12 protein-coding genes are annotated in these 12,886 nt (G+C 44.1%); 5 read left to right on the top strand and 7 right to left on the bottom strand.

All coding sequences use genetic code 11. The annotated features are described in order from the left end of the window. Positions 1 to 367 precede the first annotated feature (367 nt). Entirely contained in the window at positions 368 to 1,681 is a 1,314-nt protein-coding gene (locus LEP1GSC058_RS20490) for a transposase (RefSeq protein WP_016549132.1), read from the top strand. Here LEP1GSC058_RS20490 and LEP1GSC058_RS08260 read toward each other — a convergent pair whose 3' ends face one another. Then, the gene (locus LEP1GSC058_RS08260) at positions 1,682 to 2,545 is read right to left on the bottom strand and encodes a flagellar hook-basal body protein (RefSeq protein WP_039948212.1); all 864 of its coding nucleotides are present in this window, start codon (positions 2,543 to 2,545) and stop codon (positions 1,682 to 1,684) included. 94 nt (positions 2,546 to 2,639) lie between these two features. Between LEP1GSC058_RS08260 and LEP1GSC058_RS08255 the strand changes: the two genes are divergently transcribed. From LEP1GSC058_RS08255 to LEP1GSC058_RS08240, 4 genes are read left to right on the top strand one after another with little or no spacing between them, the layout of a single operon-like run. Next, positions 2,640 to 3,944: an ATP-grasp domain-containing protein gene (locus LEP1GSC058_RS08255; RefSeq protein WP_016549151.1), complete on the top strand. Its 1,305-nt coding sequence runs from the start codon at positions 2,640 to 2,642 to the stop codon at positions 3,942 to 3,944. Further along, on the top strand, positions 3,931 to 4,566 hold the full coding sequence (locus LEP1GSC058_RS08250) for a class I SAM-dependent methyltransferase (protein WP_039948203.1): 636 nt from the start codon (positions 3,931 to 3,933) through the stop codon (positions 4,564 to 4,566). The genes LEP1GSC058_RS08255 and LEP1GSC058_RS08250 overlap by 14 nt, the downstream gene beginning before the upstream one ends. Next, positions 4,542 to 5,429, top strand: a complete 888-nt coding sequence (locus LEP1GSC058_RS08245) for a class I SAM-dependent methyltransferase (RefSeq protein WP_016549114.1) — start codon at positions 4,542 to 4,544, stop codon at positions 5,427 to 5,429. The genes LEP1GSC058_RS08250 and LEP1GSC058_RS08245 overlap by 25 nt, the downstream gene beginning before the upstream one ends. Next, positions 5,426 to 7,681 (top strand): YhjD/YihY/BrkB family envelope integrity protein, encoded by a 2,256-nt coding sequence (locus LEP1GSC058_RS08240; RefSeq protein WP_016549118.1) that lies wholly within the window; start codon positions 5,426 to 5,428, stop codon positions 7,679 to 7,681. The genes LEP1GSC058_RS08245 and LEP1GSC058_RS08240 overlap by 4 nt, the downstream gene beginning before the upstream one ends. A gap of 19 nt (positions 7,682 to 7,700) precedes the next feature. Here LEP1GSC058_RS08240 and LEP1GSC058_RS08235 read toward each other — a convergent pair whose 3' ends face one another. The 6 genes from LEP1GSC058_RS08235 to LEP1GSC058_RS08210 form a co-directional block, all read right to left on the bottom strand. Next, positions 7,701 to 8,171: a rod-binding protein gene (locus LEP1GSC058_RS08235; protein WP_016549130.1), complete on the bottom strand. Its 471-nt coding sequence runs from the start codon at positions 8,169 to 8,171 to the stop codon at positions 7,701 to 7,703. A gap of 3 nt (positions 8,172 to 8,174) precedes the next feature. Continuing rightward, positions 8,175 to 9,248 carry a flagellar basal body P-ring protein FlgI gene (locus tag LEP1GSC058_RS08230; RefSeq protein WP_016549119.1) on the bottom strand — a complete coding sequence of 358 codons (1,074 nt, stop codon included), beginning with the start codon at positions 9,246 to 9,248 and terminating at the stop codon, positions 8,175 to 8,177. Then, on the bottom strand, positions 9,245 to 9,916 hold the full coding sequence (locus LEP1GSC058_RS08225) for a flagellar basal body L-ring protein FlgH (RefSeq protein WP_016549125.1): 672 nt from the start codon (positions 9,914 to 9,916) through the stop codon (positions 9,245 to 9,247). Before LEP1GSC058_RS08225 ends, LEP1GSC058_RS08230 begins: the two co-directional genes overlap by 4 nt. 1 nt (position 9,917) lies before the next feature. Further along, a complete protein-coding gene (gene flgA, locus LEP1GSC058_RS08220; protein ID WP_016549105.1) occupies positions 9,918 to 10,826 on the bottom strand; it encodes a flagellar basal body P-ring formation chaperone FlgA in 909 nt (302 codons plus the stop codon). Positions 10,827 to 10,831: 5 nt separating this feature from the next. Beyond that, the gene (flgG, locus tag LEP1GSC058_RS08215) at positions 10,832 to 11,629 is read right to left on the bottom strand and encodes a flagellar basal-body rod protein FlgG (RefSeq protein WP_010411171.1); all 798 of its coding nucleotides are present in this window, start codon (positions 11,627 to 11,629) and stop codon (positions 10,832 to 10,834) included. 78 nt (positions 11,630 to 11,707) lie between these two features. Next, complete coding sequence (locus LEP1GSC058_RS08210) at positions 11,708 to 12,859, bottom strand: class I SAM-dependent methyltransferase (protein WP_016549155.1); 1,152 nt, start codon at positions 12,857 to 12,859, stop codon at positions 11,708 to 11,710. Positions 12,860 to 12,886: the final 27 nt, after the last annotated feature.

Raw genomic sequence — 12,886 nt, 5'->3', positions numbered from 1 at the left:
TTTATTGGACAACTCGGTCTTCGTGATTCCCATTTCGTTTAATTTAAGATGAATGCCGTGATTTATTTCAAGTTTAAATTCACCATCTTCGATATCTTTTCAATCTTGCTTGAGTTTGTTTACGCGTATCGGGATCATCCAATTTAAAAGCATCATTCTTGATTAAATTGAGACACCACTGTTTTTAGTATCGGAGTATTTTAGCATAGTAGTTTAGTCACGTAAAACCGGACACTTTTTTTGCTCGAAAAGAAGTAAAGATCAGGCAGCCATTTTCATACTGGCAAATGATTTGTTTCACGGAATTTTCTCGTTTCATTCCAATTATCTGAAACACATCTACTCGCATTCCATTTCGGAGGATTTCATGAATTCCAATGCACACTACAGGATTTCCCAGAACTTACTAGAAAGGTCCATATTTCCCAAGTATAATCCTTACAAATTAAGAAATCAAGATACTCCGAAAGAGAATCCTATCCCACTCAAAACGGAATACTACCATCATATAACAGAATTCTTTCTCGATACTTTTTACCCTAAGTTCTGCCCGGAATGTAAGATCCAATTAACTAAGAAGATCACGACGAGAGACTATCTCATTCGTTGTGAAGAGTGCCATTACATGACCTCAAGGCTTTCGTATACTCCCCTTCATCACTTTAAACTGCCTTTATGGGTATTCGGATACGTATTGGAAGAATCGTATTTACAAAGCCCGAAAGTTCTTACCGCTACTGCAATACAAAAGAAAACGGGGATCTCCTACAAAACCGCACTTCTTCTAAAACGAAGAATCCAACTATTCGCAAGCGAGCAAAAGGATAACGTCAGGGATCTGGTATATTCTAAGCTCCAAAAGGAAAACGAAGCATCTTCCGCTTCTCAAAATACCGCCCGAACACACTCCGAAAAACGTGTAATAAAAAATCGCGGACCCAAAGCAAAGAAAGCGGCCTTAGAGAAAAATAGAATCACGCTTACTAACGCTGATACCTTAGTATTGTACTCAGCTTCCCAGAGAGCTAATAAGGGCCGTAAAAGGCATAAACACGGGGGTTCTACGGCTTCTATCTATATGAGTGATAAACTAGGCGGAAAGCAAGTAGGAACGCTTGTACACACCATTGCAACGAGTAATGGAGCGTTAATCTTAGATTCCGTCCCAGATCAGAAGATGAATACACTCGGCCCGATCATACGAAAAAACATACCGGAAAAATCGCCGATACACACTGACTCAGGGTATCCCTGGTTAAATAGCGTATACCGCAATCACAAGATGGTAAATCACTCTGCTCATTCAAAAGATAAGAGATACAGGTGGGCTAGAAATAGATGGGTAACAAAGGAAGGAGTTCATATACAGTACGCAGAAGGGAATCACAGAGTAATCAAGCAAGCATTCTCTTCCTACGGATATATAAGGCCCGAGTATTCACAGCTTTACCTGAATGAGTTTTGTTTCTTCAGGAATCTAAAGGTATTCGGGTTAGATGCGATCGTGCAGAACTGGAGGGAGAGAAGTAGCAGCAAGCAAACCTCCGAACTTTCAGCGAAGGTCGAAGAATCGAAAAAACAAAAAATTTTAGTGAAAAACGGAAAGAGCAATTGCTACCGGGCTCTTTCCGTTTTTCAGTCACATAGATCAAATCCAGTAGGGATTGTCAACAATAAATGACTATCTCAATACGTCGTTTAACAACCGACCGAGCATTTGATCCTGAGTTTGAACCGTCTTCTGATTCGCTTCATAAGAACGATTCACTTCGATCATTTCCACCATTTCGGTTACCACGCTCACGTTAGATGCTTCTAGAAAGCCCTGCAATATATTCGGTTCTTCGTTTAAATCGAACGCTTGAGGCTCTCCGGACTCAGGGGTATCCACATAAAATGAATCCCCTTCCTTATCCAGATGTCTCGGATTTTCTACGGTTCGAATTTTGATACGATCAAGAAGTACCGGAGTTTCGAATCGATTCTTATCAATCGAAGTGGAATTTCTCGGATCATTACCTATCTCTCCGTTGATCCACACTTCTCCGTTTTCTCGAATTAGAAAATTACCTCTCGCAACTTTGATCGGACCGTTTTCTCCCATCAGTGGAAATCCTTGAGGCGTGACTAAATATCCGTTCGTATCCAAAACGAATGCTCCCGATCTAGAAAGTCTTTCTCCTCGGTTGGTCAACACGCTAAAAAAAGCCGGGTGTTCGGATCCTGGACGATCCTGCAACATGATATCGAAAGGATTATCCGTCTTTTTTACGGCGCCCTGCTCAAAGCGAGTATAAACTTCGTTTACCTCACCGCCTAATCCTAGCTTACCGATTACCGGAGCGGTATCGAACGATCCCATCGGAACCTTTCCGACTCCGTCTTCATTGTATCTATGTAATAATAACTCCGGAAAGGTTTTAAATACTGTGGTGTCCCTTTTATAAGCCGTTTTATCAACGTTCGCTAAGTTATTTGAAATAACGTCCATGCGAGTTTGCTGGATCGTCATTCCGTTCGATCCTGTATAAAGTCCTCTTAGCATGGAATCCTCCCGAAAAGCAGATGCAGTTCTATTATTAAGATCGGGATTTTTTAGATTTCCAGAAGGGAGATTTTGTCCCATTAGGAAAAAACCTTTGACATCCCTTCCTGAGACAGGGATATCTATCCGGGAAATGAAGAAGAAAGGGTACTTTCTTTCAGTCGGGGCAGGCAAAAACCAGTTACCCTTGATTCAAGCCTGTAAGAGTCTAGGGCTGGACGTGATTTCCGTAGATCGGAATGATAAAGCGCCCGGATTCGCCCTTTCTAACCTCAGAATTATCGAATCCATTCATGAATATCGTCGAATTCATCGGGCGGTTTCGGAGAACCCTCTCCCGATTCCGATCCTAGGCGTAGGCACCCGCTCTTACGGGAAAGCAACTTACACTACGGCCTATCTTGCGGAAAAACTCAAGTTGCGCTACGCTAGTACCGATTCGGTCTTACTTTTTTCCGATAAACATCTTTTAAAATCCGTTGCGAGTGAAAAAGGAATTCGAGTGCCTAAGGAAATTCCTTTTTCCGAATTGCGAGCGAAAGAGAAATCGATCCCTTACCCTTGGATCGCAAAGCCGAGTCAAGGAAGCGGAAAGCAGGGAATCCGTCTCCTGACTTCCGACTCGGTCGTATCTCACTTTCTCTCGATGGTTAGTCCTCATGCAAAAAAGAGTTCGGTAAAATCGAAAAAGAGTGCGACCGTTAAAAATCAGGCGGAAGAAAAATGGATCTTGGAAGAGTTCATTCCAGGTTTGGAATGCACGGTACTAGGACTCGTCTCTTCCGACGAATTTCATTTGGTAAGCCTGACTCTCAAGGAAACGTCGGAATTTCCTCCTTTCTTAGAAGCGGCACATAGATTCCCCTTCCCTAAATCCGAGCTGACAGGGGAAATCATTATGCTCTGTCGCTCCATCGTTAAGGCGACTGGATTGAAAAATTGCCCGTTTGTGGCAGAATTCAAACTAAACGCGGAAGGAGAACCGGTGTTAATCGAAGCCGCACCCGAGGTCGGTGGAGAATATCTTGCCGACGTGTTGGTCCCCGGCTATATGCAGTATGATTATTTTAGGAATTTTATAAAATTATTAATCGGTGAATCATTCGAACTTCCGCCTTCCACCCTGCAATCGAGTCCTAACAGAAAAGCGCAGATCCGTTTTGAAATTCCTCCGCGAGGAATTTCGATCTTAAAACAAGTCCCCGAATTCCGAGTCAAATCTCGTGAGAAAGTCCTCTTTGAAAGAACCCTCCATGAAGTCGGAGCAAAACTAGATACCTCCGCCGGTAACGAAGTTCGCCCCTTAGTTCTTGGAATCAAAACAGATTCATCTCAACCTGAAGAAGTTTGGAACGAAAGCATAAAGACCAGGTTCAAGGCCGAATATGATGTCCGCTGATCATCCTTCTAGACAGGCCTGGGAAACTCATTATACTCGATCCAAATCTAAATTAAATTATCCTGATGAGAATTTAGTTCGAATTCTTTCCCGGATTCCGACAGCTAAAACGTCTCGCCAAGCCCTTGATTTCGGCGCCGGATCTGGACGGCATTGTATTTTGTTAAACGAATATGGATACGAAGTCAGTGCGGCGGATTATAGCGAGAATTCCATTTCATCCATACGAGAATCCTATCCGTGGGCAAAAACGTTTCTCTTGGATCGTCCACCGTACCCTTTTCAAAACGAGCAGTTCGATCTAATCGTAAGTTGGGGCGTACTGCATTATAATCCTCCCGAAATGGCCAAAGCAATGACGGATGATTTAAAACGAATTATGAAATCCGGAGCGTATCTTGCGGCCTCTGTCAGAGCCTTAGGCGACACTCACTTGCAAGCAAAGGACGGAAAAATAGGAACCCCTGATTTAAAGGGAGGATCCACCTGGTTTTATTCCGAATCGGAAATTAGGGAGTTAGGATCGGGATTTTCATCCTTTGAGCTCGGATACACCGAACGGACTCCATTAGGAAAACTGGATGAGAGGATTTGCCATTGGATCTTTCTCGCTCGGAAGTAATTTACGAAGAATGTCCGTTAGACGGAACTTGCCGATGGGAACAACTCTACACTTCGGAATATTCCGATTTCAGATTACAGATTCGCCTCTGTAAAACCTGCGGCCTGCAAGCCCAATTCCCGCGCCCTCTTCCTGAAGAATTGTATAACGAGGAATACTATACCGGAAACCAAGGGTTTACGTATAGAGACGAACGAACGACGGAAAAATTCGACCGATATGTTTGGTTCGCGCGACTTAAGAATATCGCAAAATTCCGACCGGAAGGAAACTTTCTGGATATCGGATGTTCCTTCGGGGGGTTCCTAAACTGTGCCCTCGAAAAGGGATATATTCCTTACGGCGTCGAGATATCCCCGTATTCCGCCAAACAAGCCGGAAAGCGAGGAATTAAAATTTGGCAAGGCCAGTTTTTAGATGCGGACCTGCCCGAAAATTTTTTCGACGTAATCACATTGATCGAAGTGATCGAGCATTTGGAAAATCCGAAGGCTGTCTTTGATAAACTTGCAAAAATTTTAAAGCCCGGAGGATTGCTGCTCATACAAACCGCCAATTTCGATGGTTGGCAAGCTAAGCAAGCCGGACCAAAATACCATTATTACCTCCCGGGCCACGTATATTATTACTCCGAATCCAACCTACGGAAAATTCTTGCCAAACGAGGATTCGGACGACAAGTTACTTACCTCGGCGTGGACTTTCCTCTCTATGCAAAACTTTTAAAATCGAGAGGAAGTTTCAAGTCTTGGAGAGACTATCGAAAATGGATTACGATAACGTTTTATCATTTTCGTAGCAAACTTAAACGAGGCGGACAACCGTTGACTTCTTCTATGGTGCATTACGCGATAAAATTATGAACTCCCATCCAAATCATAAATACAGCAGACTGTTCGATTATATTCCCGATTCCGGAATATTAAGAAAATTAAATTTCTCCCTCCGAATCTTAGCTTCGTCCGCGTATCGCTTCATCAAAGACGACTGTCTTATGAAAGCTTCCGGAATCTCCTATACTACGATCGTCTCGCTGATCCCCATGTTTACGGTAGCGCTCTCCTTACTTACGATTACTTCGGGTCTAGAAAATCGAAAGGAAGAGATATTTGATCGCATCAACGCTTTTTTCCTAGCTAGTAACATCAACCTGGATATCAATCCGTATCTGGAAACGATCGGTGATCTGATAGACGCGGCCAGACAAATCGGCGCGATAGGGTTTGTCATTTTGGTATTTTCCGCAACTGCAGTATTGCGGTCCCTCGAGAATTCTTTTAACGGAATTTGGCGCATAGACGTTAACCGTTCTTTTTTGCAAAAATTCGTATTTTACTTTTTTATTCTGTCTATAGGCCCTCTTCTGATCGTAATCGGTCAAGGATTGGTCGAGAAAATGACCGATTTTTTCCGTCCTCCGCACTATCTAAGCATGGACAAGGAGCCTGACGGAAAAATTTGGATCGCCGGAGAAAGCGGAAATCTTTTCCGGCTGGATAAGAATTTAAAGAACGATTATGTCATATCGGAAGCAGACATCGATCTGGAGAATATTCGCTGCGTCGATTCCTACGGAACTAGATTAGATTTTTGTAAAAAGCCTGAACTGAAGCAGGAAGATTTCATACGCGTTCTCATCCGCGAGGATAAAGTCTATGCAATATCTCGAAAAGGACTCTTTCTAAACCGACCCCTGGAGGGTTCGGTATGGAATGCGATTTACTTTGAGAATACTCAGTTTTCCGACTTCGAGTTCATAAGCGACGGAAATTTCTATTTCATCTTCGGAAACGGTGAAGTTCTTCATTTTTATAATCAGGGTAGAAGCTACAAGCCTATCTTCCCGAACACCTTAAAGATCCAAGCCAATCGGATTTACTTTCCGGAGTTTAGCGAGGGATACTTGGTGGATGAAGACGGAAATATTTGGAAGAGCGAGGACGGAGGCGTTACTTGGATCGCGAATAAGATCGCAGGACAGGGTCTAAAAGATATCCATAAGATCCGTCCAGACGAACTCATTGTTGCCGGAGAAAGAGGATCCATTTACAAGACGACCGATGGAGGTCATAGCTGGAAAAACCTCAGCCATAAACGCTACACGTTCCAGAAGGTGTGGTCCGTCGAAAATCAAGAATCCACGGACATCTTTCTTCTAGACTCTCTCGGGAACATATTAGTTTCGATAGATAGTGGTGAGCACTGGAATTCCTTCTATGTTCCCGTTCGGGGAAAAGTATTCGCATCGGTTTTATTCGATAGAAGCGAAAACGGTCGCTTTAGATTGCTGAATATAGGAGAATACGAGAAAATCAGTCTTTCCGAATATCGAGAAGTGAAATACATGACTACGGTTCTCCGTGGCGGAGATTCCGTATTTTCTCCGTATAATGTTCTGCGATTGGCCTTTCCACTAACGGGGATTTGGTGGTTTTTTCTGGCCTTATTCACTTTGATTCCGAACACGAAAGTTCCGATCAAAGCCTCCTCAATCGGCGCCGCATTTACGAGCCTGATCTTTCTGCTCTTTCTCTACGGATTCAAAGTATATGTTACTTCGTTTTCAGAAACGACGATGATCGTCTACAAGGCTTTGGCGGCGATTCCGATATTTTTGATCGGAGTTTATTCTCTCTCCCTGATCGTTCTCTACGGCGCGGAAATCACCGCCTGCGTTCAGTTTCCGGAACGATATTTGGTTCCGTTTCAGTTAGTCGAAGAACGTCATACTTCCTTTAGCGACGAATTTAGAAAATTAATGGCGATTTTAAAGGCGGCTTATGCGGTTCAGAAACAAAGTAAACTCTCCGCCTCTACCGAAACATTGGCCATTCAGTCCGGTTTGAATTCCGAAGAGATTCCGAGATTAACAAAAAGTTTATCCGAAGCGGGTTTACTGGGTGAAACATCCGACGGAACCTGGTTACCGATTGCCTCAGGTCTTGATTTAACGCTCGGCGATTTCTATAGAAAAATTCCCGGACCGCTTTTAAAAGAAGATTCTTCTCAACGAATTTATCCGGACAGAATACGGGAGAAAATGGAGAAAGCGGAACTAAATTTTCAAAAAGATTTGGATGCCGTTAGCTTCAGGGATTTGATAGACGGCAATTAAGGGGATTTTCTAAGACCCGTCAGATCTTCGAGTCTAACTTCTTGATCGGAGAAAGATTCGAAGACAAAGATTGGTAAATCTGTTCGGCAAGCCCGAGAGACGAATTGGCCGAGAGATTCTTAGAGTATTCGTCGTAAAGCATATCTTCGAAAATTTCTTCGGCATATCCGCCGTCGATTAATCCTGATTTATGGACGGTCGCCTTCATTTCTTTAAGTACCATCTTCACAAAAATCGATTCGAATTCGACCGAAGCGTCGTATAATCTTTTGCGATAAGGGTCGGCAGTAACTTCTTCCTTAATATTATGAGGCATACGGACTTCCGCGGAAGAGACTTTACCGGAAAGTTTATCGTTGAATTCTTCGCGTAATAATTCCGGAAAAGTTTGTCCTTTGCGAAGTTCCTTTTCTTCCCGAAGGAGTCGCTGTACTTCCGGCCGCTCCGTTAAGTTTAAACGATTGGAATAATTATTAATTTGATCTATCATATTTTACTGAACCTCTAGTTCCGCATGTAGAGCGCCCGCTGTCTTCAGCGCTTCTAGAATAGCGATGATATCTTTCGTGGATGCCCCTACCTTATTCAAGGCGTCAACCACATCCGAAACTTGAGTCGCCTCTTCGATCAAGAAGGATTCCTTCGAAGGTTGTTGATTATCCCTTCCAAGACGTTGGCCGCGACGGTTTTTATCGGCAACCGAAAGGCTTAAGCCCGAACGAGAGACTGCAACTTCGTCTATGACGATATTTCCGCCCATTACGATAACACCCGATCGTTCGTTGATCACGACCTTCGCTTTCGGTGAGGAATCAACCGTCAAATTTTCCAAATCGGAAAGAAGAGCCAAAAGCCCAGGCGATTTATTGGAAAACCCCGCACCTACCTCAAGCACGATTTCCGAAGGGGAAAGCGCTTGGATCGAGTCCGCTTTTAAGCCGAATTTTTCGGGTATCGTTTCGCGTATTTTATTAATGAGATTATTCAGCAATGAAAAGTCCGCTTCGTTTAATCGAACTACGACCCTCTGATTTGCGAAAAATTCCTCCTTCAATTCCGATTCGACGATTGCGCCTTGGTGGACGATTCCCACGGTTTTCTTAGAGCCTCGCCCAGATGTGGAACGTTCGTTATCCGCTCTCCCGCCGAAGGAAATTACGCCGCTAGCCACGGCGTAGATTTTGTCGTTAGCTGTTTTTAACGGAGATTGTAAAAGGACTCCGCCTTCCAAAGATTTAGCGTCACCTATCGAAGAAACGGTTACGTCCAATCGGTCGCCTTTACGAGCGTAAGAGGGAATATTCGCCGTGATTAAAACGGAGGCGATATTTTTGGTTTGATCCGGTTTTAGATTCGCTTCGACGCCCAGGTTCTTTAAGTAATTCTTCATGCTCTCGCTGGTCATCGGAGTCTTGCTATCTCCGGTTCCTGGCAAACCTATCACGATTCCATAGCCGGTGATTTGGTTGTCACGAATTCCTTCGATTTTAGCGAAATCCTTGAGTCGCACTTCCGCGGCTTGAACCGTTGCCGTTATTAAGAGAAATACGAAAAGAACTCTAATCATTGGGATTCCCCCAAAAGACGATTGAGTTGTTCCAAAATGAAACGTTGCTTTTCTTCGTCGGATAATTCAGCTTTAACCGTAACGGAACCGTCCGGGTTATTAACGGTCTTAAGAGCGATCGGAGGTTGCAAATCCTTAGGTTGGATTCTCCCGGTAAATTGGATTTGTAAATCTGCGATCCGATCCGCATCGACGGAATTATCTCTGGATAAAAACTCGGGCGATAGGCGACCCGTCAAAACGACCCCGGAAGGTTCCCCGTTATATGTAGAAGATCTCTGGCCTTGCAAAGTAAGCAATCCGGTTGCCGGGTCTATCGCGGTAACTGTCGCGGTTAAATTGCCTTTCAACTTTCCCAAAGACTTTATCTTTCCTTTATTCTTTCGAACGATGCTCCTATCGTTATTATACGAAGGGTTATCAGGAATGATTTTTTTATCCGGCACCGCTTTGATCGTGATATTCTCGTCCGCAGTGGATTCAATTTCGAATTCGGCGTTAAAACCGTCTTTCAGCCGGACGAATACGGCGGTTCCTATCTTAATATTTTGCGATCTAGAATAAGGATTCTTATCCTGCCATTGAGATAATTCCTGAGCGGCAACGGCCAAGAAAGCTCCGAGAGAAAACAAGAGGATGATCAGTTTTTTGATTCCAATGCTAAACATCTTAATTTTCTAATAATACCGTATTTTTTTCCACTACACGAGCCGTTAATTTCCCCTCTTTCGCATGAGAGGAGACTTCCACTAATTCACCGACATTGCCGGATGTCAGCGCTTTCGTCTTCGCTTTTACGACCAAGTTTCCGCGTGTGTAAACCAGTTGTATGTCGCCGCCCCGCTGCACATCATACAAAAAGCGGACATGCTTGCGTCGCAAAAGTTCCCCGGCCTGCAGGTCTTTTAAAGCGGTCGATCCGACGCTTTCCATTCCGATTCCGTCGGTAAACGCTTCTTCAAGGAAAACAGTGCGTTCCTCCAAGGAGTCCGTGTCCAATTTTTGTCCTTTCAATACTGCTTTCTTTGCGAAGAATACGGAAGCCTTCTTCTCGATTTTGAATTTAATTCTTTGAGTATGAACTTTTCTCTGCTGAAAATAAAAATCCAGGGAGGCGACGATCTGGCCCGCGTGAATCACCTGCGGCAATCCCGCCCATCGAAGATCGATCCCGGAAGCCGGAACCGAGCGTTCTCCATCTAAGTAAGTTATGCGATATTCGGCGCCCTTTTCCTGAGTAAGCTTAGCGATCTCTTTAGCGACACTGTCTTCCAAATCCTTAGCATCCAATTCCGAATTCAAGGGTAAAATCAGGGTTTCTTTTCCGGAAATCGAAACATTCGGAAATAATTTCTGAATGTCTTCAGGTCTGAGCAGAACCGGAGATTCAAGATTTCGTAATACTATTTTGTCCTGCATCCGATCCGGCATTTTCGCTATTTCCGAAAGTAGGACTTCCTTCTTTTCGGTGAGTAGTTTCCCGCGTAGGTAGACCGCTTCCATAGCGAAAACGCCGCCCGCCGAAATCCATAGGATTCCTAACGCAACGAGTAAAATGCCAGGAAAGCGAAAACTCATATTATTTAACGCTTCAGACCTATCGCCGTCGATAGCATGTTATCCGAAGTTTGGATCGCTTTCGAATTGGATTCATATGCTCTTTGCGCAACGATCATATTCACCATTTCTTCCACGATCTTAACGTTGGACATTTCCAAAAACCCTTGAAGGACGTTACCGAAACCTTCCATCCCTGGCGTTCCCGGAATCTCGGGACCGGAAGCAACTGTCTCTTGGAATAGGTTTTTACCGATTGCCTGAAGACCGGCCGGGTTAACGAATCGATATAATTCGATCTGGCCGATTACTGTAGGACGAACATCCGCCCCTATCTTGACGGTAACTTCCCCTTGCTCCGAGATCATCAACGTGTTTAAGATAGCTCCTTCCGGCAGTATGATCGGCGGCTCCAAAAGGTATCCGTTGGAGGTCACTACCTGCTGGTTCGAATCGATCTTGTAAGAACCGTCCCTTGTGAAAGCGAAGCTGCCGTCCGGCATTTGTATTTTAAAGAAGCCCATTTCACTCGTAATGGCTAAGTCTAATTTATTACCGGTAGCCTGAAATGAACCTATTTCGAAGAGTTTCTGAGAGGCTGCGGCGCGAACTCCATGACCTACGTTCACGCCGGTCGGAATTTCGCTAACCGAAGTCGCGGGAGTTCCTGCCAGAACCATATGCTGGTAAACTAAGTCTTCGAAATCGGCCCGATTCTTTTTAAAACCGGTCGTATTTACGTTAGCGAGGTTATTGGAAATAGTATCAATATGGAATTGCTGGGCGATCATTCCGGTCGCCGCGGTCCAAAGGGATCGCATCATAGGTGTGTACCTCTGGTTTTTTATCGGCTAAATTCGGAATTTCCCTAGGAATTCCCCCTTTTTTTGGGGATTTCCGACTTATTTAAAGTTCCGAAATACCACGCAGCGATTCGAATTCGTTCCCTTTTCGTTATTGGAAACATTCCAGCAGTTCGCAAGTTTCGTGAATTTCTGATCGTTAATATAGGTGTTTTCCCAAACTAAGCCGGTTCCTTCGGAACAACGGATGACGTATTCGTCCAAATTAAAAACCGTCTTACCTTTACGAACTTCGCCCACTTCCAGCACTAGCACTCCTCCGGGCTTTATTACTCTAGATAGTTCTCGAAGAGTTCCCTGAATGAATTCACACCAACCGGCAAGGGTTCCGAAAATACTCGGCTTTTGAGCCTTCTCCAGAGTGATATCAAGGAACCAATACCTAAGCCAATTATCTTCTTCATAGTTTACCTTATCTAAAAACGGAGGAGAAGTTACGACTAAATCGGTTCCCGAGTCCGGAAGACTAGAAAGTTCAAGAGAGGAATGATTGGTATAAAGATTTCTGGAAGAAAATTCGTGGAAAAAAGGCGGAAGATTCTCTTTTAAGTCCCTCTTTAATTTTTGCAGAATTCTAGGTTTCACTTCTCGATATTCGGGTTTAATTCCTTTCTTTTCGTTATTCCTCTTCTGTGCAAGAGGCGGAATCGAGATTTGAGGGAAGCTATAAACCGAAAAGAATCCGGTGCTATGCCCGTGCAGCCGCGATAATGCGGTCAACCCGAGATATTTAATTTCCGGGGAATCGTCGGTTAGAAGAATCTTACGCAGATTTTTCAATTCCCGTAAGGTGTCTTTATGATAGAAATGTAATAGATTGGAATCGCCTTCCTCTTCCGAGACTTTTGCACTCAAATCCAACTGCGAAAGCCGTCTCTCCAAATCGGGGACGGAAGGAATCGTCTGTCTGGATTTTGCCAGAACTAAAGACATCGGGCTTATATCATTATGGATGGCGGAGTGACCTTCCAAATTCGCCTGAAGAGCCGTCGTTCCTCGCCCGCCGAAAGGATCGAATACGACTCCTTTTTTAGAACCCAAATATTTTCCGATAAAGAAGGACGGTAACTCCGGTTTAAAAGATGCGCGATAGCTGACTACATAGTGGATCGGATGTGCTTGTCTTTGTTTAGCCGTCCAAAATTCTCCGCTTAGAATTTTCCGTTCTTTCTTTCGTACCGCTATGCTCATTTTAGTCTGCCTTCTTTTACTTTCTCT

It is taken from the genome of Leptospira fainei serovar Hurstbridge str. BUT 6 (assembly GCF_000306235.2).
In the GTDB taxonomy this organism is placed as follows: Bacteria; Spirochaetota; Leptospiria; order Leptospirales; family Leptospiraceae; genus Leptospira_B; species Leptospira_B fainei.
Note: the sequence above shows the minus strand (reverse complement) of the source record. Positions and strands in the feature narration are given on the sequence as shown.

Bases quoted from the DNA above. Each gene is read 5' to 3' on its own strand.
- LEP1GSC058_RS08250 (WP_039948203.1), top strand. From the start codon at position 3,931: ATGATGTCCGCTGATCATCCTTCTAGACAGGCCTGGGAAACTCATTAT.
- LEP1GSC058_RS08210 (WP_016549155.1), bottom strand. From the start codon at position 12,859: ATGAGCATAGCGGTACGAAAGAAAGAACGGAAAATTCTAAGCGGAGAA.
- LEP1GSC058_RS08240 (WP_016549118.1), top strand. From the start codon at position 5,426: ATGAACTCCCATCCAAATCATAAATACAGCAGACTGTTCGATTATATT.
- flgG (WP_010411171.1), bottom strand. From the start codon at position 11,629: ATGATGCGATCCCTTTGGACCGCGGCGACCGGAATGATCGCCCAGCAA.
- flgA (WP_016549105.1), bottom strand. From the start codon at position 10,826: ATGAGTTTTCGCTTTCCTGGCATTTTACTCGTTGCGTTAGGAATCCTA.
- LEP1GSC058_RS08225 (WP_016549125.1), bottom strand. From the start codon at position 9,916: ATGTTTAGCATTGGAATCAAAAAACTGATCATCCTCTTGTTTTCTCTC.
- LEP1GSC058_RS20490 (WP_016549132.1), top strand. From the start codon at position 368: ATGAATTCCAATGCACACTACAGGATTTCCCAGAACTTACTAGAAAGG.
- LEP1GSC058_RS08260 (WP_039948212.1), bottom strand. From the start codon at position 2,545: ATGCTAAGAGGACTTTATACAGGATCGAACGGAATGACGATCCAGCAA.
- LEP1GSC058_RS08235 (WP_016549130.1), bottom strand. From the start codon at position 8,171: ATGATAGATCAAATTAATAATTATTCCAATCGTTTAAACTTAACGGAG.
- LEP1GSC058_RS08230 (WP_016549119.1), bottom strand. From the start codon at position 9,248: ATGATTAGAGTTCTTTTCGTATTTCTCTTAATAACGGCAACGGTTCAA.